The organism is Nanhaiella sioensis, from assembly GCF_046557775.1.
GTDB classification, from domain to species: domain Bacteria; phylum Bacillota; class Bacilli; order Bacillales; family SM2101; genus Nanhaiella; species Nanhaiella sioensis.
In genome coordinates this window covers 4,127,557-4,149,071 of sequence record NZ_JBKAEG010000001.1, presented here as the reverse complement: position 1 = coordinate 4,149,071, position 21,515 = coordinate 4,127,557, and the positions used below count along the sequence as shown (strand labels likewise).

Annotated in this window: 29 protein-coding genes and 1 pseudogene; 6 read left to right on the top strand and 24 right to left on the bottom strand. The window is 31.6% G+C overall.

Going from position 1 to position 21,515, the window contains the following annotated elements; all coding sequences use genetic code 11:
- Window positions 1-69 precede the first annotated feature (69 nt).
- Window positions 70-270: a hypothetical protein gene (locus tag V1503_RS19550; protein WP_410628824.1), complete on the bottom strand. Its 201-nt coding sequence runs from the start codon at window positions 268-270 to the stop codon at window positions 70-72.
- A 406-nt stretch (window positions 271-676) separates the two neighbouring features.
- Here V1503_RS19550 and V1503_RS19545 point away from each other — a divergent pair, with 406 nt between their 5' ends.
- Complete coding sequence (locus V1503_RS19545) at window positions 677-1,027, top strand: hypothetical protein (protein WP_410628823.1); 351 nt, start codon at window positions 677-679, stop codon at window positions 1,025-1,027.
- Window positions 1,028-1,182: 155 nt separating this feature from the next.
- Here V1503_RS19545 and V1503_RS19540 read toward each other — a convergent pair whose 3' ends face one another.
- The 15 genes from V1503_RS19540 to V1503_RS19470 all read right to left on the bottom strand — a co-directional run bounded on the left by V1503_RS19540 (window position 1,183) and on the right by V1503_RS19470 (window position 8,408).
- On the bottom strand, window positions 1,183-1,437 hold the full coding sequence (locus V1503_RS19540; protein WP_410628822.1) for a hypothetical protein: 255 nt from the start codon (window positions 1,435-1,437) through the stop codon (window positions 1,183-1,185).
- Window positions 1,416-2,342 (bottom strand): hypothetical protein, encoded by a 927-nt coding sequence (locus V1503_RS19535; protein WP_410628821.1) that lies wholly within the window; start codon window positions 2,340-2,342, stop codon window positions 1,416-1,418. The genes V1503_RS19540 and V1503_RS19535 overlap by 22 nt, the downstream gene beginning before the upstream one ends.
- 56 nt (window positions 2,343-2,398) lie before the next feature.
- The gene (locus V1503_RS19530; protein ID WP_410628820.1) at window positions 2,399-2,566 is read right to left on the bottom strand and encodes a hypothetical protein; all 168 of its coding nucleotides are present in this window, start codon (window positions 2,564-2,566) and stop codon (window positions 2,399-2,401) included.
- Between the two features lie 114 nt (window positions 2,567-2,680).
- Window positions 2,681-3,604: a DNA cytosine methyltransferase gene (locus V1503_RS19525; protein ID WP_410628819.1), complete on the bottom strand. Its 924-nt coding sequence runs from the start codon at window positions 3,602-3,604 to the stop codon at window positions 2,681-2,683.
- 133 nt (window positions 3,605-3,737) lie between these two features.
- Entirely contained in the window at window positions 3,738-4,151 is a 414-nt protein-coding gene (locus V1503_RS19520) for a hypothetical protein (RefSeq protein WP_410628818.1), read from the bottom strand.
- Between the two features lies 1 nt (window position 4,152).
- The gene (locus tag V1503_RS19515) at window positions 4,153-5,160 is read right to left on the bottom strand and encodes a hypothetical protein (protein WP_410628817.1); all 1,008 of its coding nucleotides are present in this window, start codon (window positions 5,158-5,160) and stop codon (window positions 4,153-4,155) included.
- A gap of 35 nt (window positions 5,161-5,195) precedes the next feature.
- Window positions 5,196-5,780, bottom strand: a complete 585-nt coding sequence (locus tag V1503_RS19510; protein ID WP_410628816.1) for a hypothetical protein — start codon at window positions 5,778-5,780, stop codon at window positions 5,196-5,198.
- A gap of 38 nt (window positions 5,781-5,818) precedes the next feature.
- Window positions 5,819-5,962: a hypothetical protein gene (locus V1503_RS19505; RefSeq protein WP_410628815.1), complete on the bottom strand. Its 144-nt coding sequence runs from the start codon at window positions 5,960-5,962 to the stop codon at window positions 5,819-5,821.
- 54 nt (window positions 5,963-6,016) lie between these two features.
- The gene (locus V1503_RS19500; protein ID WP_410628814.1) at window positions 6,017-6,283 is read right to left on the bottom strand and encodes a hypothetical protein; all 267 of its coding nucleotides are present in this window, start codon (window positions 6,281-6,283) and stop codon (window positions 6,017-6,019) included.
- 111 nt (window positions 6,284-6,394) lie between these two features.
- Window positions 6,395-6,688 (bottom strand): hypothetical protein, encoded by a 294-nt coding sequence (locus V1503_RS19495; protein WP_410628813.1) that lies wholly within the window; start codon window positions 6,686-6,688, stop codon window positions 6,395-6,397.
- Window positions 6,689-6,714: 26 nt separating this feature from the next.
- Complete coding sequence (locus tag V1503_RS19490) at window positions 6,715-6,996, bottom strand: hypothetical protein (protein WP_410628812.1); 282 nt, start codon at window positions 6,994-6,996, stop codon at window positions 6,715-6,717.
- A 23-nt stretch (window positions 6,997-7,019) separates the two neighbouring features.
- Window positions 7,020-7,397, bottom strand: coding sequence for a metallophosphoesterase family protein (locus tag V1503_RS19485; protein WP_410628811.1), 378 nt, complete (start codon window positions 7,395-7,397; stop codon window positions 7,020-7,022).
- A gap of 114 nt (window positions 7,398-7,511) precedes the next feature.
- Complete coding sequence (locus tag V1503_RS19480; protein WP_410628810.1) at window positions 7,512-7,736, bottom strand: metallophosphoesterase; 225 nt, start codon at window positions 7,734-7,736, stop codon at window positions 7,512-7,514.
- Window positions 7,737-8,078: 342 nt separating this feature from the next.
- Complete coding sequence (locus V1503_RS19475) at window positions 8,079-8,243, bottom strand: hypothetical protein (RefSeq protein WP_410628809.1); 165 nt, start codon at window positions 8,241-8,243, stop codon at window positions 8,079-8,081.
- Window positions 8,244-8,246: 3 nt separating this feature from the next.
- The gene (locus tag V1503_RS19470) at window positions 8,247-8,408 is read right to left on the bottom strand and encodes a hypothetical protein (protein ID WP_410628808.1); all 162 of its coding nucleotides are present in this window, start codon (window positions 8,406-8,408) and stop codon (window positions 8,247-8,249) included.
- A 133-nt stretch (window positions 8,409-8,541) separates the two neighbouring features.
- Between V1503_RS19470 and V1503_RS19465 the strand changes: the two genes are divergently transcribed.
- The 3 genes from V1503_RS19465 (at window position 8,542) to V1503_RS19455 (ending at window position 12,846) form a co-directional block, all read left to right on the top strand.
- Complete coding sequence (locus V1503_RS19465; RefSeq protein ID WP_410628807.1) at window positions 8,542-9,594, top strand: YVTN family beta-propeller repeat protein; 1,053 nt, start codon at window positions 8,542-8,544, stop codon at window positions 9,592-9,594.
- A 371-nt stretch (window positions 9,595-9,965) separates the two neighbouring features.
- On the top strand, window positions 9,966-11,021 hold the full coding sequence (locus tag V1503_RS19460) for a beta-propeller fold lactonase family protein (protein WP_410628806.1): 1,056 nt from the start codon (window positions 9,966-9,968) through the stop codon (window positions 11,019-11,021).
- A gap of 799 nt (window positions 11,022-11,820) precedes the next feature.
- Window positions 11,821-12,846 carry a beta-propeller fold lactonase family protein gene (locus V1503_RS19455; RefSeq protein WP_410628805.1) on the top strand — a complete coding sequence of 342 codons (1,026 nt, stop codon included), beginning with the start codon at window positions 11,821-11,823 and terminating at the stop codon, window positions 12,844-12,846.
- 187 nt (window positions 12,847-13,033) lie between these two features.
- Here the strand turns inward: V1503_RS19455 and V1503_RS19450 are convergent.
- Window positions 13,034-13,575: pseudogene (locus V1503_RS19450) on the bottom strand (site-specific integrase).
- Between the two features lie 123 nt (window positions 13,576-13,698).
- Window positions 13,699-13,884 carry a hypothetical protein gene (locus tag V1503_RS19445; RefSeq protein ID WP_410628804.1) on the bottom strand — a complete coding sequence of 62 codons (186 nt, stop codon included), beginning with the start codon at window positions 13,882-13,884 and terminating at the stop codon, window positions 13,699-13,701.
- A gap of 220 nt (window positions 13,885-14,104) precedes the next feature.
- Here V1503_RS19445 and V1503_RS19440 point away from each other — a divergent pair, with 220 nt between their 5' ends.
- Both V1503_RS19440 and V1503_RS19435 read left to right on the top strand, forming a co-directional pair.
- Window positions 14,105-14,725 carry a hypothetical protein gene (locus tag V1503_RS19440; protein ID WP_410628803.1) on the top strand — a complete coding sequence of 207 codons (621 nt, stop codon included), beginning with the start codon at window positions 14,105-14,107 and terminating at the stop codon, window positions 14,723-14,725.
- A 211-nt stretch (window positions 14,726-14,936) separates the two neighbouring features.
- A complete protein-coding gene (locus V1503_RS19435; protein ID WP_410628802.1) occupies window positions 14,937-15,632 on the top strand; it encodes a DUF1643 domain-containing protein in 696 nt (231 codons plus the stop codon).
- Between the two features lie 61 nt (window positions 15,633-15,693).
- Here the strand turns inward: V1503_RS19435 and V1503_RS19430 are convergent, their stop codons facing one another.
- The 6 genes from V1503_RS19430 to V1503_RS19405 all read right to left on the bottom strand — a co-directional run bounded on the left by V1503_RS19430 (window position 15,694) and on the right by V1503_RS19405 (window position 21,512).
- The gene (locus tag V1503_RS19430) at window positions 15,694-16,074 is read right to left on the bottom strand and encodes a hypothetical protein (RefSeq protein WP_410628801.1); all 381 of its coding nucleotides are present in this window, start codon (window positions 16,072-16,074) and stop codon (window positions 15,694-15,696) included.
- Window positions 16,075-16,108: 34 nt separating this feature from the next.
- Entirely contained in the window at window positions 16,109-16,705 is a 597-nt protein-coding gene (locus V1503_RS19425) for a hypothetical protein (RefSeq protein ID WP_410628800.1), read from the bottom strand.
- A 99-nt stretch (window positions 16,706-16,804) separates the two neighbouring features.
- A complete protein-coding gene (locus tag V1503_RS19420; RefSeq protein ID WP_410628799.1) occupies window positions 16,805-17,548 on the bottom strand; it encodes a transglycosylase SLT domain-containing protein in 744 nt (247 codons plus the stop codon).
- Window positions 17,549-17,645: 97 nt separating this feature from the next.
- Window positions 17,646-19,427 carry a hypothetical protein gene (locus V1503_RS19415; protein WP_410628798.1) on the bottom strand — a complete coding sequence of 594 codons (1,782 nt, stop codon included), beginning with the start codon at window positions 19,425-19,427 and terminating at the stop codon, window positions 17,646-17,648.
- An 11-nt stretch (window positions 19,428-19,438) separates the two neighbouring features.
- Complete coding sequence (locus V1503_RS19410; RefSeq protein WP_410628797.1) at window positions 19,439-20,488, bottom strand: PD-(D/E)XK nuclease family protein; 1,050 nt, start codon at window positions 20,486-20,488, stop codon at window positions 19,439-19,441.
- A 7-nt stretch (window positions 20,489-20,495) separates the two neighbouring features.
- Complete coding sequence (locus V1503_RS19405; RefSeq protein ID WP_410628796.1) at window positions 20,496-21,512, bottom strand: hypothetical protein; 1,017 nt, start codon at window positions 21,510-21,512, stop codon at window positions 20,496-20,498.
- Window positions 21,513-21,515: the final 3 nt, after the last annotated feature.

Below are 21,515 nucleotides of genomic sequence, written 5' to 3'. Positions count from 1 at the left end.
CCTTAATCTTTGTAATTTTATATTAACTTAATTTATATTAAATAGTCAACTATATATCGTTAATTTATTTTATGCGTATTCAACTTCTTCTTTTAAATTGACCACTGTTCTATTTACACCTGATAGTTGTTGATCAATAGACTTCCATTCATTATCTGTTACGTGAATATGATCTTCTAAATGACTGTGTAATTCTATTAGCTCACTCTCTAACTGTTCAAGCCACTCTTTTAACCGTTCTTGTTTAGTTTCGTCGATCGTTGACCTCATTTGAATCACCCCTCATAAAGCCTTCACTAAATAGTCTAAGTACTCACTAATTTGCAATAAATATATATACATCAATATTGCTGCAATTCAATTATTTGGCATTTTACACCTCCCTACTTAAAATTTGACATCAGAAAAAATTACAATATAATGTATTAGATTAATAAACTTGTAAAGGAGAGAAATAGAGTTATGAATAAAATTCATTTATCTAATAATACTTCAGGAATTATCTTATTAGTACTTTACTTACTTTTTTTAATAGAATTCACATTAACTCGTTCACTTGTATCCCTGGTCTTTTTGAATTTCTTTATTATACTTTTTATCGCTCATATATATATATATTGCACTCAGGTCAAAGGGGAAACTTCCCGCAAAGTCACAATATAACATTCTATCAAACATGATTGAAATACATATTAATAACAAGAATAAAGGAAAAAAAGATTTTTTTAGACTCATAGCACAGACTATTCTAGTAGCTAAGAGTAAAGGTCTAAACGCAACTTTTTTCAGTGCACACTATTCAAAAGAAAAGCTTCAATCTATATTTGGTGAAGCATTAGTTATTGAAAGTCCAAATATATTAAATATAATTGATGTAGCTATTGCTAAGATATTCTATTGGAAGAATAAAGTACCTAACACTGGAACTGTTTTGAAATATACTATCCTCACAAATAAACTCTCTAATGATAAATTAGACACGCTGAAAAATCTTGGTAGCAAAAAAAGGAAAAATAACAATACCTAAAAATACTCTCCAACCATATGCTGTGGTTGGTTTTTCAATTCACAATAAAAGTAAAATTTTATTGTGAATTGATCTATTAGAAATAGATCATATCTACAGTTTCATTGACTATGTATTTATTAAGTGAATATTGGATTTACTTCTTTTTTTATCAGCTATTTCAAACTCTCAAAATGCTTCCTTACTAATTGAAAGGCCAAGAATTTTTGTTTTTCTTCTTCTGTTGCTTCTCTTACTTCTTCCTTTCCAAAACGGTAATCTCTTTCCATAATCCGGTTATTCTCAACCCACCTATTACTTCCTCCTAAACCTAAAACTTTCTGTGCTTCTTGTTCTATTATTTGTGCGATCTGATATGAACTTATGATCGCTTCTTGAGTAGTGTTTACTAATGCTTTATATTGACCCATTGTTTATCAACCTCCTCATATTGAATAAAACATCCACAACCTCCTATATCTATCATGTCTATTTCTTGCCCAGTCTCATGTATTCTCCTCAACTGTTCTAAAGTTAAATTTTGACGCACTTTATTACGGGTTCTACGGAGTATTGAAACATCTTTATTAAGAAAATTACGCATTTCTTTTTCTTTATCCTCATGGTATCTATATAATTCAGGGTTTTGTTTTAATAGGTTTATGAAATGACCCTGACCAGCCCTTACGCAGAAACCTCCACAGTTATTATGAGAGAAGTTCATTTCATACAGTCTTGGAATCTTAACACCTAATTCCTCTAAACTCTCTAACATCTCATCTTTTGTTAAATATGGTTCTTCACACATCGGAAACCCTACTGTATATGGTCTCCAATTTTTAGTAGGTGCCTTTGTACGATGTTCTTCAGTCCAATCAATCCCAAGGTATAAAACACATTCATCTGGGCTGTATGTACCTTCTAACCACTTTGCTGACATATCTTGTTTTAGCATGTGCGAACATTGAGCAATTCGACTATTTCCTATCCAACGAACATCTTTAAATATGTCCCATGGATCTCTTCCATCAGCTATCCACTTAAATTGAGACAGTCTTTTGCTTACTTTGTCTGATAAATCCATCAAATACGTTTTTCTAAGATTCATAGTCTTGTGTGAAACATCTGGAATATCTTCTGTCATTTTTATTAAATCCCTACAGTCTATATTGAAAATCTCCTGTGATGTTTCAATTAAAAATCTATATAAATCCTTATCTTCAATAAGTGTATCTGTGAATAATAAAATTAAATCTTTGACACCATGTTTCTTGACTACTCTTTTAACTGTAGCCCAGCTTCCAATGCCACCACTATAAAAGACTATGTGTTTCATTAATACCTCCCAATGTTTAATTATTTACAATAAAATTGAAGTTTTATTCAAATTACCTATTGTACTCTTTTTATTGATTGAACATCTTCCATTTTAATGATTGCATTCTCAGTAACAATCCACTCTCCATTAGTTAAATACGATTTAAAGAGGTCTCGAAATGAAACTTCACCTGTTTCTGTTTTTATTTCTCTTCCATCTTTGAAAACGACTGAAATCTTCATTGATTTTCACTCCTTTTAATTAATTTAGAATAAATGAAACATTTTAACGTGATTTATTAAAATGATTTATGTATTTATTGATTTCCTCTGCTATTGCCTTTGCAACAGGAACGCTTACTGCATTACCATCTGTTTGTAAAATTGAGAATCGCTGACTACTTGTTTATAGTTATCTGGAAAACCTTGAAGTCTTGCTGCTTCCCGTGTTGTAATTCTTCGAACTCTGCCATCAGGTAGTTCTAATTTAGGTTCTCTATGTCCACCTTGCATTGTCGTTAGAGTCTGAATCACACCATTAATACTATGTATTTCTCTAATAATTCGAAAACCTCTAATTCCTAAATAACCTGTTATGATAATTCCGTTTTCATCTTTCCTTGCTTTAGACCGATCAACCCCAATTGATTTATCATAAAATAATCTTTCTTTGACATCAGCCTCTTCTACCATGATATCTTTAATTCTTACTGGAACAGTCGTTGGCTGTGAAGGAAATCTAAAGAAAATTTTTTGCTTTGCTAATTTATTAAATAGATCATATCTTATCCCAACTACAAAATACCTTTCTCTATGCTGAGCTAATTTCCAATATTTTGAGTTATATAAAACAAACTCCATTTTATAGCCTCGTTTTTCAAACTCTATCTCTATAGTTGGTAAATACTTTTTTAGGTTTTTAACATTTTCAGCGAGAATTATTGGTGGTAGGTTATCGGGCTGATTACTTTCAGTCTCCTCTAGTAATCTCATAACTTCAAAGAATTTCCCGCTACGTTCCCCATTCAATCCTTCACCGTCTATATTACTGTATGAAATATCTTGACACGGAAACCCGAATATCCAAGCATGAGCGAAAGGAATATCTCTCCATGTCATTTGAGTTATGTCCATTTGCTTTACTTTAGGCGATACATTGCTTCCATAACTCTCAACTGCCCACTTGTCAAAATCCCATGCTCCTGCCAATCGAAAACCCGCTTGTTTGAATCCTAAACCCATTCCACCAGCTCCACAAAATAGATCATTGACTCTTAGCATTGCAACACTCCTATCATTTTTCATTTAAGATAAAAACCAGATTTTATCTTAATTCATAATTCCTAAACTCTATATTTCATTTATGTATATCAAATTAATTTATTTTAAAATGTTGATTTCATTGAAAGTAGTATTAATTCGTTAATAGTGATTCTATTTCATCAATCTCCAATTCTACTTTTTTTCCTTCAGATAACAGCTTCACTAACTTATCCTCCATAGACTTCAACATTCTCTCTTCATCTCTTCGTGACAGAATTTCAATTTTAGAATTTATATCACTAATCCAATCTTCCACAGAATAACCGCTAATAGTAAACTTATCTAAAACATTTAAGTCTTTTGCTGATAGCATATAAGAATTTAATTTAACTAACAGTATAAGTAATTGATCCTTATTTAGTGCTTGAATATTTTGTCTTTCTCCATCTAATTCAATTGAACAATTTGTAATAGGAGTAAACCTTAACTTCTTTCCTATCTTTTGTTTTTTTGATTGAATTTGTTTCTTTAACTCCAGTATTCTTTGATCGTTTACAGTACTCATATTACTTCTCCTTCCTATATAGCTTCCCATTTTTTAAATAAACATTTTTGTACATTGGTTTAATAGAATAGTAAAGCTCTTCTAAATTGTTAAAAGTAGTAGAATTATGACCATAAAAGCCATGCCCTGTTTTATGCAATTTTGGCTTCTCGTGATAGGCGTCTACTTTAAACTCTTCTTTGTTAGAATTAAAGCAGTATAACCAATTTTGTACTTTAATCCTCTCTTTAAATTCTTCAAGCGTATAACTGACATATTCATCTTTTGACTTATCAATTGGTGAATAGTCTGTTGTGTGTTCTAATTTATCTATCAACTCAGCATAGTTATCTACGCAATCCTCAGAAACTACTGAAATAATCTTATCCCCAAGTGACTTTATGGTATCAAAATAGGAATAATCACCCCCGACATAAAAGTAATGTGCTTTCCCTTTTTCTTTCTTACCGTAATAATCATACTTATCAAACTTGCCCATGTAGATATACTGCTCATTATTTTTTGTTAAGTAAGTGCAACCTACTTTTAGATCTTTACCTCTTATGTGTTTTTTCTCATGAATAATCTTATTAAATTCAGTAATTTCAATGTAATCTGGAGAATCTGTGGGTATTAAAACTAAATCCTTACCGTCCCATCCATAAACAAATTCACCTTCTAAACCTTTACCTTTAATAGAATTCGTGTTTTCTAGTATGTATAGCAAATTCGGAACACTGATTTCAAACTCAAATCCTCTTGGATCATAGACTCTGACGTAGGTTTGCCTATGATTCCACCCAGTAGAATATCCACCAGCTTTCTTATTGAGGACAAACCCTGTTGTTGGAATATTTTCATGTATCTCGGCTTCAATCGAATTATCTCTCCAATTGCTCCAAGATGCCTCTTTTCTTAAAGTTCCTTTTTGATCAAAGTAAATGACATACGCTAATTTCTTTGTGTATGTGTCCTCTCGCTCTTGAAAACCTACATTAATCTTTTCTGGTATAAAAATATTTGTTTTCAATAAATTACTCCTTTTCAGCTTTTGTTTTTTATGTATTATTGATTTATAAGACTTAACTTTTCCTTCTCTAACCCTTCAATTTGTTGCTCTATGCATTTCAATCTGTTTTTTCTTATAATTTCTTCATGATCAAATTCATCATTTTTCCACTTCTTTTTATGTTCCCACATATCTCTTTCAACACCCTTGAAAGAATAGTGAACACTTCCTATCATTTTTGTTATTTTTATTGAAGGAGCCGTCCAATCACATCCATTTCCACAACATCTACGAATCGGATCATATCCTTCATCTTCCGAAGTACATTCGCAATACCCCCACATGCGTTCGTCATGTAATAACTCCATTACATAGTAATAACCGATATGTGATTCCCAGTCGTCACCCTCATCTAATGATTTTTCATAAAAGTGAAATTCAAATGATCCATCTGTATAACCATCTGATTTATCTGATTCATACCTAATCTCTAGGTAGTATTTTTCTGAATCCTCTAGTATTTCACTTATTTCTTTTTTCGCCTGTAATAGTGTTTCATAATAAGGAATGTATGTATTCAAAGAATATTTGTGATTGTCTAGTAAATATCTCTTGAACTGTTCAAAAAAACTTCCTTTCATTTAATTTCTCCTTTGTATTAAATCCTTTTTTTATTAAATTATTGAACTTCCTTATTCAACCAATGCAATAATTTGTTAAATTCATTTGCATCTACTTCTTTCTGAATAGCATTCATATGATCACTCAATGATAACTCTTCTGTTGCATAGTATTTGTTAAGCAATTGTTCAAGCTTCGTCATTATTTCATCCCCTTTCAATCTATTACTCTTCTTTAAATAAAATATTCATTTTATCTAAATCCTATTAAAGTTATAAAACCCATCTTTAAAAACACTCTCCAGAATAACTAACTGTTTTCCGTCTTCAATTGTTGGGTAATTCAATTCTTCTTTAATTCCTTTGTATGTATCTACTTTGTTAATGGTTGAATTAATAACTTTATCTACTCTCCAGTCATTTTGTATATTCTCCAAAGGATAAAAGCTTACTTCCTCCAAGTAGTATTGACCATTGTCATTTGTAAAGATGACTCCCACTTGTATGTGATGATGACTACTCACTGGTACGATCCACCTCACTTTCCTCTAAAAACTTACTTATCTGATTCTCTTAAAATGCTCATTAATGATTCTCCAACCTTTATACCGCTATTTCTGGTTAATTCACCTAATCTACTCAGATCCTTTACTATCAAAAGTCTCACCTTCTTTCCACTTCTTATAAGGTTCTACAAATTGCCAGTGAATCCAAGTCCATATTGACAAGCATAATATACACGTTAATCCAATAACTAATGGTAAACCTATCATCCATTTAAAAAGTGTACGGGCTAATTCCTCATAATTAACTACAAGTACGAAGAATAACATGAATAACAGTAGGGCTACAGGTATGCACAGTAAAGTCAGAATCCCTTTTCCTATGTATTTTAGTGAGATTATCATTCTATCCCTAAAAATATTCATCTCTCCTTTCTAATAAAACGTACCTTTTATTGAGACTCAACACTCTTCTTTTTCTTCACCACTTTCCGGTAATACTCATGTCTTTCACCATTTGATAATATTTGTGATTTTATTTTGTACTTTCCATCAGGTATTTGAAATTCTTTACCATCAATTAAAATAATTTTTGAATCTTGGTTAGTTCTTGTATTGCGAAAGAAGCTTTCTTCATATTTCACTTTTATTTCTCCGATTTCACACCCTATGACCACACTTACATTCAAATAGCTTAATAGTTTAACGATAATTTTAGCAATAAAGTATCTCAAATATATCTATCCCCTTTTCTATATCATGTAATTATTTTATTTACATGAATTTGACTAAACTCAGGATCTTCAATAATCAAATAATTAAGTTGCCCACCATATGCACATGCCCCATCAATTCCAACCTTCTTTTCTCCAAAATATATATCATTCTTATCATGAAGATGTAGACATGGTGTGTGTCCATGAATAACTGTTTTAGTTTGTGTATGAGGATTACTTAAAAATGGTTCTCTAATCCAAATGAAATCATGACTACTATTCTTCCAATCTTTTAGCATAGGATTAATTCCTGCGTGTACAAATATGTAATCTTCAGTGTCATAGAAATACCTTAAAGAGTTTAGAAATTCTATATGGTGTCCGAAATGTTTATGTATAAAATTTTTTGCTTGTTCCATTTTCTCTTCGTCATAACCCTCATCAAAAAAGTTATAACCCACATAGCTAGTAACTGTATTAAAACCACCATTTCGAAAAAAGTTTAAACTTGCAAAATAATCATTTGAAGTTAGCTAATCTAGAAACATTTGATCATGATTTCCCCGTAAAGAAATAGCTCCTTTGTTTTGCAAATCAATAATTTGATTAATAACGTCTTTACTTTTTAAGCCTCTATCTTCGTAATCTCCTAGCAGTATTAATTGATCTGTTTCTGAATTATAATTCGCTTTATCTAAAAGCTTCAAAAATTCATCATTGCAACCATGTACATCGCTAATTGCTAATATTCTTTTCACTGAATCCCTCCTAACCAAAATGTCACCGTATATTCACATTTCACAAAAGGTATTTATTGTAAAAATAAAGAATACCTTATACACGGAGGTGAATACATGAATGATATAAATTCATTTGAAATTTATTGCCAAGATTGTAACTTCTGGTTTGCTTCACCAATTAAGATTTATAATATCAATTCATTTGATTCTTCTATAATGATAGGTAATACAGTCACTTGTCCAAAATGTCACGATTTAATATACTGCAACACTCGTAACATTCGTAATGATAGCGATATTATTGATATAAATGATTCTCCTAGTAGTTATTAAACACCATTATATAACCGATGAAACACTTTATTTACTAATATTATCTAACTCATTAACTTTATCAGTGAGTTGATTTACTTTGTCTATTAACTCATTACAAACTCTTGATAACATCGCAACGTCACGCCTTGAATCGTGAAATAATCCACTCCCATCTGACTTTGTTATCTTGGTTTTTATCTTTTTAACCATCTATTAACTCCCCCTTTCTTCTAGCTCCTTAATTTCTTTCACCATGTTTTGTAATAAAAACAGAACTTCGTTTAAGATTCCAGTGTCTCCAGCGACTTCTCTATTGTTTTCAATATGCCAAATAAGATTCTCTAACCTCTTTTGAATAAGAATGGTTTCACTCACTATTCACCTGACTCTATCTTTTGTTTACTAAAACAGCATCATTGTTTATTAAATCAAAATTCTTCCTTTGTATTAATACGTTAACTCCCACATACAATTGTATTAATTACCAATTTGAAGAGGTGGTTTGTATATGACGACGACTATCATTGATGTGAAAACTCATAGTATAATTGCAACTTTACTTATTGGTAACACAGCCTTAATTCCCTTAGGAGAAGGACTAGTTGTTTCTCCAAATGGTAAAATTGTTTTAGTAGTAAATTTTACTGGCAATAGTATAAGTGCCATCAATACTTCAACTCATGCAGTAGTTGCCACTGTTCTTGTTGGAGTTAACCCTTTTTTCGTCATTTTATCTCCGGATGGAAAAATTGCTTATGTTGTAAACAGAGAAGACCCTTTGATCCCTTCTTTCATATCGGTAATAGATACTAAAACTTATTCTGTTATTGCTACTGTACCTGTTGGACGTGATCCTAGGTTTGCAGCAATAACACCTGACGGAAAACATGTTTTTATCTCAAACGCTGAAGATAATACTGTTTCCGTTATTGATACCAAAACTTATAGCTGTAGTGCTACTATTCCTGTTGGAGCCAGACCATTTAACATTATAATTTCCCCTGATGGTAAGTCTGTTTATGTTGTAAACATTAGTTCACCATCTATTTCTATTATTGATGTAAAAACACAATTTGTGATTGGTACTGTACCAGTTAGTAATAGTCCTTCATCTATTTCCATTACCCCAAATGGTAAATTAATCTATATAGTAGCTTCTGACGTTATTTCTGTCATTGATACTAAAACTTATTCTGTTATTGCTACTGTACCTGTGATCAACGCTCCGTCTAACTTGGCCATATCTCCTAACGGTGATTTGGTATATGTTATTGGCGTAGATATAAATGATTTGGGAGCTTTGTCTGTAATAGATATAAAAACTCAATCCGTTATTGCTGCTGTCCGTGTGGGAGTTAATCCGGTTGATATTACAATCACACACGATGGGAAAATTGCATACGTAGTAAATGAAGGTGATGACCAAAATCCATCTACTACGACGGTAATTGATTTAAAGACACATGCAGTTATTGCTACTATTCCCAATCCGATTAGTTCCGGTACAGTATCTATTTCCCCAGACGGAAAATTAGCTTATATTTTAGAAAGAAACAGTTAATTTATTGCAGTATGATTTATTTTATTAAACAAAACTATCATTGTGGTTACTAGTTACGGTAGGCATATAAACATTTTTATTTTCTTTGGGCAAAAACCCAAAATAAACAAAGTTATATCGCATACTATAAATCATATAAGTTGATACCTTATATCCAGCCATTTGGCACCTCTCGAAAATTTTGGGAGGTTACATAATTTAATGGTATAAATAAACCTAATATCCTAGGGTTATAATTTCATATAGTGTTGTACGGATGCTTTCTTTACAGGAAGGCTTTTTTTATTTTCAACATGTTTTTTATTAATGCTCATTTTCTAAAATCCTACGTATGATATTACACCTCAATCTTTTATAAAGGAGTTTACAATATGTCATTTCTTTATGTTACAAACTCTGATTCAAATGACGTTACAGTAATTGATACTAAAACTCATTCCGTGATTGCTACAGTTTCTATAGGGAGTGGGTTAGATAACCCTGTTGATGTAGTTTTTACTCCAGATGGAATGCTTGCTTATGTGGCAGTTAGCACACCTCAAATTGGTTTTATATCAGTTATTGATACAAAAACGCATTCTGTTATCGCCAGAGTGACGGTAGGTTTACAGCCAGCACTGTTAACCTTCTCTCCAAATGGGAAACTTGCCTATTTGGTGAATAGTAATTCACTAAATATATCTGTCATCGATACTAAAACTCATTCTGTAATTGCTACGGTCCCTGTCAGTGGAAGCCCAAGAGATATCATCTTTACTCCTGATGGAAAGCTTGCTTATATCGTGAACAGTTCTTCAGAAGATATCTCAGTCATTGAGGCGAAGACCCACTCTGTTATTGCTACAGTACCTGTAGGTGTAAATCCAAGAAATATCATTTTAGCAACTGAAGGGAAATTTGCTTATATTGTTAATGAAGGTGCAGCTCAACCTGGAAATACAGTTTCAGTCGTTGACACTAAAACTCACTCCGTCATCGCTACCGTTCCCACTGGAGATTTACCGAGTGATATAGATTTTACCTCAGATGGAAAATTTGCTTATGTAGTGAATGCTGGTTCAAATGACGTTACAGTAATTGATGCTAAAACTCATTCCGTCATCGCTACAATTCAAGTGATCGTTCAACCGACTATAATAACCTTTAATCCAGATGGAAAACTTGCTTATATTTTAAATTCACCCGATGCAGGTAACGACTCCATATCAGTTATTGACACGAAGACTCATTCGGTGATTGCTAACGTACCTGTCGTAGGTAACGGAACTGGTATCGTTTTTTCTTCAGATGGAAAATTTGCATATGTCTCAGCTAGCATTGAACTATCCTTAGGAAATGTCTTTGTCATTGACACAAAAACTCACTCTATTATCGCAACAGTACAAGTTGGAATGGATCCCAGAATGATTGCTATATCACCTAACTAAACAATAAGAATCTGATTTGAGTAGGGATTGTTTTTTGTTTCATTAATTTTACAATCTAATATTTTGCTATATAATAAATGGTAAGGATTTCTATAACATAAAAAATTCATGTTTGGAGCGATTAACATTGAGCATCTTAGCATTTATTGTATTAACTGTGCTTTCGGTGATACCTGTGGCCATCATATACTGGATAGGAAAGTTTTTCAGAAAGCAACGATCCGTTTAAGCTAAGTTTCTTCATGTGAACGCCCTCCATTCTTGGGGCGTTTTTTGCTTTAGTAACCACAATGCTTATTAAGTCTTATAAAAATAATTAATTTGTCTTAGCACATTAATACAAGCTTAAGTAAGAATCTTACATAACATAGAAGTACACCATAATTATCACTCTCTTCCTGTATCCTCCTTTTACGAACAGACAGGGAGAATTTTAAAGATTTGTTATGGCGATTCCTCTGTACTCTCCTTCCGCTTCTGAGTATGGAGGAATTTTTTCATTTTTCACAATGCTTATTTTTTCTATAAAATTATTTATCTTCTAGTACATTCGCACATAACTTATACATAAAGTCCGAATAAAATATTATGTACGGAGACTCATCACATTCCCTCAAACCTCCCGAGGTATACCTCCTTTTATATGATCGGATCAGGGGAGGTTACATAATTTTCGATAATCAACTGAATTACTCTTGTGTTTAATAAAATATATTTCACACCAATTCTAATTGCGAATTAACCAAACAATTTACTCATATCTATGAAATAATAATTACTTTGAAGAGGTGGATTTAGTTTGACTACTACTGTGATTGATGTAAAAACTCATAGCATAATTGCTACTTTACCTATGGGAGAAGCTTCATTTAAACAGTCAATCTTTACTCCTAATGGAAAAATCGCTTATGTAATTAATCAAATTCTCGGTAATATTTCAGTCATCGACGTCAAAACTCATATTCTAATAACTACTATTCAAGTTGGTCTTGGCCCATTTGATCTTACTTTCACATTTGATGGAAAAATTGCTTATGTTACTAATTTTCGCGATAATCCTGGTACCGTCTCCGTTATTGATGTTAAAACTCATAGCAAAATAGGAACGGTACAAGTTGGTCTTAGGCTTTCTGACGTGGCTTTTACACCTGATGGAAAACTAGCTTATGTGGTTAATAATCTACAGAATGGCGCGGTATCAGTTATTGATGTCAAAACTCATACTCCCATTGGAATGATTCCTACTGGAGCATTCCCATTTAATATCGCCTTCACACCTGATGGAAAAATTGCTTATGTTACTAATTTCTTCGATAACCCTGGTACCGTCTCCGTTATTGATGTAAAAACTCATAGCCTGATAACAAGAATTCTCGTGGGAGACAGCCCAGACGCTCTTTCTTTTACACCTGATGGAAAAATTGCCTATATAGCAAATAATGATTCAGTTTCAGTCATTGACGTAAAAACTCATACCGTGATTTCTACTGTTCTAATCGGTGGTGGTAATCTATTTGATATAGTCTTCACGCCAAATGGAAAAATTGCTTATGTTATTAATAATGTCAGTAATGGTTCAGTTTTAGTTATTGATGTCAAAACTCACAGTATTATTGCAACTATTGCAATTGGAAACATTTCAAGTGTTGTAGACTTCACCCCAGATGGAAAAATTGCTTATGTTACTAATGGTGTTAATAATGGCTCAGTTTCAGTTATTGATGTCAAAACTCACAGCATTGTTGCAACTATTGCAGTCAGAGACCTTCCAAGAGTTGTAGAATTCACCCCAGATGGAAAAATTGCTTACATAATTAGTAGTTGATTACACTATTCCTATTTTTGAGTAGTATCTAAAGCCCCCCTAGAGAAGATTAGGCATTACAGATAATGATCCCCCTAAAGGTGAAATTATAAACGTTATAGATACAACTATTGACATACAAATTTTTGTACTGAAGATTATTGTTATTTGTCGCTAGTTTTTAAGTAACCACAATACAAAATAAGTCTTATAAGCTAAAATCATCCACAGCTTCATCCACAAGGTCTTGACTAATTCCGATATACCTCAAGGTAACAGAGGGGTGACTGTGGTTAAATATTTCTTGAAGTAAAGCTACATCCTTATTTTTCTTGTAAAAGAAGTATCCGAACGTCTTTCGCGTTGAATGACATCCACACTCAGACACCCCAACCTCTTTTGCTTCTTCATTTAGAATTTTCCATGCTTGTGATCTTTTTTATGATTGGAGCCACGTAATGACTTAAATAAATAATCATCATCTTTCATGTTGCTTGTGTATTCATTAATTTGTTTCTGTAGCTCCTTGTTTAATTTAAACCGTTTAGATTTTTTAGTTTTCTGCTCAGTAATAACTAGGTGACTATGATTTTTCACATCTTTGACTTTCAACCATAGTAAGTCACTGATCCTTAAGCCTGTATTAATTCCCATTGTAAAAAGAAAGTAATTTCGCTTGTTTTGTTTTAATAATGTTAGTTTCATAGCTTCGATTTGTTCAACGTCTCTAATGGGTTGGACTACATTCAAGCTTATTTCACCTTCTGGTATATTATTTTTATTGATTTTCGAGTAATTTTTTTATGCCAATGTCTTCGAAATCTTCTCGATTAATCTTCTTCTGTAGCTCAATTTGCTCCTTCCCTTCCTTCGTCATAACTCCCTCACCCACTCTGAATAAGATTTATCTTGCAATAACACTCCCCACTTTTTTGAAAATGGATTATCTACTTTTACTTGCTGTTTCGTAAAACCAGGTTCATAGATTGTAATAATAGAGAGTGTTTCTCGATCATTTGAAATACCTTTATGTAAAACTACTTGTCTCGTATTAGTCATGATCAACCTCCAATTCTGAATCTAAAATAGCACTAATCCCTTCCTCTTTAGACAGCGAGAATATATTGTATATCAATTTATTTTCTAATAAAATGTTAGTTTTATTGACTCATACCCTAACCCCTTTTTAATATGGTTGCACACTAAGGATAATCGTCCAATCATGTCAGATAGATGTACATATGTTATTTAATGATTAATAAAAAAGGAGTGGTTATTGATGGAACCTTCTAACATTGAACTTAAAAGTTTTTCTGAGCAAGACAACGAATTACCTAAAGATGATCAGAGATATTCACTTACTGTCAATAGTAACGGAGATGTCATCCCTTCGTTAGTTGTCAATCAACAAGATGATTGTGATAATGTGATTTCATTTTGTTGTACGAGTGTAGTACCTGACGGATTTCGTTTACCAAGCATAGAAAATATTTGTATATCGTTTGACTTTAGTGAATTGGATTGTTGTTTGGAAACATTTGAAACAACTGGAGTAGTAAACAACCCTTGTAATGGCACTTTAGAATGTCCTGTTGATATAGAAGCTGTTCGTCTTGTTGGATGTGCTAGAATGCATGCAAACTTTGGTGAACTAAAACCAATAGATGGTATTACCCTCAATATTTCAAATACACCATGTACTATTTGTTGTGATTTAACAAAATGTGTTGACCAAATCATAGACTTTACATGTGGGCAAAAACCACCTTGTCGTGACTGTTTTAAAGTAGATGGTTATGATGTTGTCACGGAACTTACAACTGATTTTTGTGGTCGACAAATTGTTGTATTGAATGTTGATTTGGTTGTAGAGTTTACTGGATGCTCTACTGGAGAATAATTAATTTCTTACCTATATTCTCCTTTAAATTACAAACTTGTAGCTATCAAACCTTGGTTGTTAGTAAAATCTTCAACTAAGGTTTTTACTTAACTTTAAATCCACTTTCTACAACTTTTTCAACCCCTTTCCCTATTCCTATAATTCATAGTTTTAAGATTCAATTTTTGGTCATAGACTATAGAAAACTATTGAAAAGGAATGATGAAATTTGGCATACTCATACCCTATCTATGTGAGACCAAACATTGAATGTGATACTAACTTATTGACTTCAGAAATCTCTTCAAGAAGATGCCTTACTGTACCATTAAATAACAAATTAAATAAAACAGCAGTATTTATAATGATGAATCCAAGTAAAGCAAATTCTTACGAGTCAGACAAAACTATTAATAAATGTGCTAGCATATGTTATCATGATCTATCTCATCTCAAAATAGGTCGGTTTAAAGTAGTTAATGTTTATCCTTTTTATCAATCAAATGCAAATCAACTTGTAGCTACTATTAGTAATGTAAAGAACATTTCTAGAGCATTGTATTACGAAGAAATCTTAAATAATGTTTCAGTTGTCCAAGATGTAGTTAAAACATCTGATTATGTGATAATGGCTACTGGTCGTATCCCGGATACAATTAATGATAAAACCGAATATCAGTTTATTTTAGATACAATAGGTTGTTATATAGAAACATATAAAGGTAAAGTTTATTTAAGTTCTGGAAAAAGTTATAATAATAGATATTATATGGAGTATGCAGGTAATCAGTACTCATATCACCTCGCACCTAAAGGCATCACATCTAAGATTGATAGATTAAAATTGTTCAATATCTCAAATGGGAAATTCATGAGTATTCCAGAAACTAACCCAATACCTCTAACAGTTCCTCCTCTTCTTTAATGGAGGAGCTTTTATATATAATTTTCACCTACAATTCCAATAAAATAGTCGTTTTATTAAATTAAATTTCACCTAATTCCAATTCTGGCTTTACTATTTCAAATAACTTATTTATAAAATCAGCTGCATTCTCTATTACCCAATCACATTGATGTATGGTTTCTTCCGAAGTTACTTTATTTTCTTTCATAAATTGAATAACTGATGAATACAGCTTGTCTTTTGTGTCTTGTATGTGTACACCGTTTAATTCCTCTCCTGCCCAAAGATTATTACCCAATTTCTCTATTAATTTATCCTCAAACTCTAGTTCATATGGATAATACCTTCTTGTATCAACACCTTTGATTGTTGCTACTTGCCCTATGTATTTATCTGGATATACTCCATCCTCATCAATTACACAACATATTTTAACTTTATCTCCCTCTGAAAATTTCAAAAATCATTCCTCCATTTTCTATAAAACTATTATTTTATTGTGTTTCATTTATACTTTTTAGAACTTCTTGCAGTACAAACTCAACTGGTTTATTGGTTGTATTAATGTCAATAAAATTCATCGAGTCTTTTATTAAAGGTGGAAGTTCTACATTTCTCATTTTCTCGAACACATTCTTGTATGTGCTCTGTTGCTTCAATGTTTCAGATACGCTTTCCTTTACCTTTCCAAATGGAACCTTATCTCTAATCAACCTATTGTTCAATTCTTTTTCATCTTCAATCAAAAAATTTAGTAAATAGATTTCATCGGCTAATGTAGGTAGTATGTTAGTGAAATCTAAGAACTCTTTATCAAAATCATAGGATTTATATAAAAAAGAGTAGACCATTTCTGATGGGAAAAATCTATCGCAAATTATGATTTGATTTGGTACATTCCATTTAAACTTTCGAAATAGATCTAGCCAACTGTGATAATAATTTTTAATTTTATCTAATCCTTCAACATTATCATCATCAAACCCAGTAAAATTGATAAGTGTACTATTTTTTAAGATTTGTCTTAGCTTAAATGCAATTGTACTTTTACCTGTTCCTCTAGCACCTTCTAAAATAATTAATTTGAACAAGAGTTATATCACATCCTTATCTTCTTCATAGGTAACCTTTACATGTTCTACCTACGTTTAGTGAACTTCTTCATCTCATATTTGAAACATCTAACGCCCTCATCCGGTTATTTTATTTATATATTTAATTATTTTATATAAGTAATCATGATTTAACCCATTTTTCATTATGTAATCTATGCTTCCGGACTTCCCTTTTAAATAGCTTAGCAGCGCTGCTTTCGTTGAGTCTTCATCTGAATAACCTTGCTCTAACCAGTATTGTTTCAAATAACCTAAATACCATGTTCCCATTTTTATAGAATGATAGGGATTGAAAGGATCTACTTTTTCTATTCCAACTTTATCAGCAAGCCATCCTAGTGTGTTGTTTCGGTTGATTTGCATTAACCCCACACTTGAACCATTGTAGCTTACAGCAAATGTATCAAAATTTGATTCCTTTTTAATTACCGCCAGAACTAGTTCATACGAAAGGCCATTACTTTTCGATTCTTCATAAATATACTTTTGAATTTCTCTTTCAAGTGGAATTTCTTCATAAAATGTAAAGTCATCTTTTTTCACCTCGCTTATACTTTCTATTGATTGTATTGACAGTTGACCTTGTAAATTTTCAATAGTGCTTTCTTTATCATCTAGTGTTTTGGCTAGTTTATCAATTTCTGATTTTTTATATTCTATTAATTTATATTTATATTCTAACTCCTCCTTCATTTCAGCTTTTACTTTATTGAAGTTTAGTATAGTAACAGTGTTCAATATTGCTAGAGTTACAATTAACCCCATCGTTACTATTTGTCTAGTATCTACTTCTTTTATGTTTTTTAATAAAATAAGCATCAACACCTCCTTATATATTCTATATAATATTATTTTATATTAGATTAATTCATATTACAATAGCTATTTTGAAATTTAACTTAAAGAAAATTAATATCTATTCTGATTTGCCTCTCTTACTTTTAGACTTCTTCTTTTTATTTGAAATACCAAGGAAGTCATTTATTCTTTTTTTAGCCATCTCAATATAGTACTCATTGTCTAGATATTCAGGGACTTTCTTTTCTTTTACATCATCATTATCTATAAAACAACGTTCTGGTGTATTGCCGATTTTTTCAGCAACTTCCTGTTCTATACCATCCTTCAATTTCCACTTTACTTTATACACTCCTAGAGCGTTATCATCGTTCGAAGCAAATACACGTAACACTTTTTCAGATAATCTTATATCTCCATGTTGTGCATAAAGGTATTTATTTGACACTTTAACAATTTTTTGAAACTCTCTAAGATCTGTACACTTCTTAATTGTTTCTTCTACGGGAATATTCTTTGTGAAATAATTAATCAACGATTTATTCACTATTGGTAAGTCATAATCTAAATCATTTAATTTTTTCACATATGCTCCTTTTGATTTGTAGCTACCATCCGGAAATACCAACACATAATTGTTTACGTCTTTTTGATAAATTTTACTAGCGATTTCCCATTCAAGGTCTAACCTCGTTCTCTTTTCCCACTCACTAGCAACGTCCTTTAATTTTTGAATATCAGATTCTTTTTCTACTTTAATGAATACACCATCTGTATTGGCTTGTACCAATTCTCCATACGGTTCCAATTTTTCAATTAAATCTAGTAACAACATCTGACCTGCTAAACAAACATTATTTGACATTAGTGGGTCATATAAAGGATTGTATTTATCTTTCATTGCCCCATACGTTCCATTTATTACGATCTTGAGAGGTGCTTGTCGAGGGTCTTTATTTCTTTTCATTTCTAAACGTGTGTCTCTAATTTCTTTATATTTTTCTGGGTTTTTAACATTTCTACTGATATATCCGTATTCTATTTTTAATGCGGGATATAGGCTAGAAACGTCACAGCAAACAATAATTCCCTCAGCATGATATTTTGGTAATGCAGCATGAATTCCACCCCATGCAAATATAGCTGGCATACCTGCAACATCTACTCGAAATTTTTTCTTATAGTCCATGTTTTCAGGCTGTTTATACCACTCAACAATGTGTTGATATTTTTCACTAATTACTAGAGTATCTGGAAAAGATAAATTAAATTCATCTCCTCTATTCTCATGTTTTTCAGCTCCTAGAATATATGCACCTAATTGAGCTTTTGTTTTTGAGAACATAGACATGTCAAGGTTAAATGCTTCAATTAATTGTAATTGACTATCGAACTCTTCTCTTTTTGCATCAAAGACTTTAATTGTTTCTTCGACATCATGTGTACAATACTCACTTATTTCGTATATTTCATCTTTTGTAACTGCTCTTTGTATATCAAATGACACTTCAGATTCTTTAATTTTACTACCCATGAATCCTTCTAATTGTTTTAAACTGTGGAAACCTGTACTTATATCGAAATTATTGAAAGGTATTTTATAAGCATCTCTTACTACTTGCCAACCTTTTTTATTTTCTAAGATGATTTTGTCGTTTATATATCCAGCATCCATTCCCAACAGTAGACCTTTAAATATAAACTGATCATAACCCCTACTATTGTACCCTATGAATATATCATTCTTCAGCAATTTGTATACTTGTTTAAGTTTTTCAACATCATTTATAATGATACTTTTTTTTCTTGTATCATAGTCGATTAATACAACTAACCAAAAGCTTTTCCCATGTTCCTTCACACCAGAAAAAACTTCAAAGTCATAAAATATTTTCCTCATTAAACCATCCTTCAGCTAAACAAATTTTCAAATTCATTTTCTTTCTTCTTAGCTTCAAAGTTATTTGAGTTATCTTCTAAAAATTGTTTATAATACTTACATCGTTTTCGATGACCACATAAAACCCCACAGTAAAATGAATTATATTTGTCTATTTTTACTGGAACCCATTCATCTTCGTTTGCTTTATTCTTTCTCTCGATTTCTACTACTGTATCTTTAACAAATGCTCTAACGTCATTAAGTTTTTCATCCGTGACCTCATATTCAACAATACAATCTTCTAGCCAATATTTCTTTTGAATCTCAACAGGCATGCAATTAAGATTATTTTCACTTTCTGCTTTATCCAGTAATAGCTCAATTTCAAATTCATCTAACATTAGTTTATATAATTCCTTTTCAACTTGCTTCCGAATTTCTTTGACCCATTTATGTCTGTTGCACATCTTTCGTTTTGTTTTCGTATTCTTTAAAACATTACAAACGTATACATACTTGATCATGAACCACATGACTTTATCTACTTTTATTGCTTTATCACTCTCAAGACCAATCTTATATAGTAATAGTTGTCTACCCGCTTCATCTAATTTCTTTCCAGAAAACTTACTTGATGTTTTCCAATCATAAACATTGACATATGGTTTACCTTTATCACTTGGTAATATTGCATCTACAAAACCTTTTAAGTATATTCCATCTCCTACTTCAAATTTAATCTCTTTTTCTAATAACATCTTGGAATCAATCTTATTAAAATTACTAATGAAATGTCGAACATCTTTCATCCAAGCTTCTTTCACTTTTTCATTTGGGAAGTCAATTCCTAGTAAATCTAGTTCCATTAGTTTTTCTTCAAAACTATTATGAAAACTTTGTATGTCACCTTTACTTTTATATATTTTCTCTAAATTGTCATGAATGAGTGAACCAGTAAGGGTATATACGTTTTCTATCCCCTTATTCTTTAGCACATATGTATTGTAATATTCGTACTGACAGTTATGAAATGTCGAAAACCTTGAATATGAATAAACAGTAGTTTCTTTCAAATTCACACTCCCTTTAAATCCATTTTGTACAATTTTCTAATAATTTCTTCAGTGTTGATTTGTCTAAGTCCGATGGAGCCAGTTTTGATCCTTTAGGTAAATAGAAATTCTTAGCATCAAACACGTATCCTACTTGATTACTAAAGAAATGATTGAATTTCAATTTTTTTGCTATTTCTACACTTTTATCTTCCTCTAACCCCTCATCTAGCATTACTAGTGTTCTGTTTGTATAAAGTGATTTAATATGATTAGCTTGGATATCGCTTAGATAGCTCCCCCCCAGTGATAAACCCACACCTAAACCTTTACTTGCTAAACTCATAGTGTGTTTTTCTGATTCCCCAATCATACATATGTCACTATTTTGGATTAATTTATAATTTTGAGAGAACCCATATAATGTTTTGGATTTTTGAAAAGGAATGACAGGAAACCATTTCACTTCATGGTTTTCTAATTCTTCTTTATTTAGCCTACCCATTACTCCACAAAGCTCTCCATCAAAAGTAAACCAAGGACATGTAATCCTATTTGATACACTATCGAAACCAACTTTGTAATCTACTTGTACTTTTGGTAAAATTCCATCTTTATAGAATAATAAGTTTGGCATTTTATGATACTCTTCTAATAATGTGAGTGGATATGTCTCCATCACGACCAATTCTTCTTTCTTCAATTTTTCTATATGTTTATAGAATCCTCCAAAAGGAGGTACATACTTGTCAATTACACCATCAAATTTATAATTTACTTTATTAGATATAAATTCGATTGTTTGCTTAAATGACAAGGCTCTCTTCTCTTGAATAAGTGTAATGATGTCTCCTTTTAATCCTGATGAAAAATTAATAGTTCCCAACGAATTCTTACTAATTCTAATAGATGTAGGGTTAGAGTCTAATTTATTACCACACCTATATTCATTACCAAAATCTCTAATATTGTGAAATTTACAGCACTCTAATAGCTTTTCAATATAAGAAGGATTTCTGATTATGTGCTGTTTTAGCGAAAAAACATCCAATAC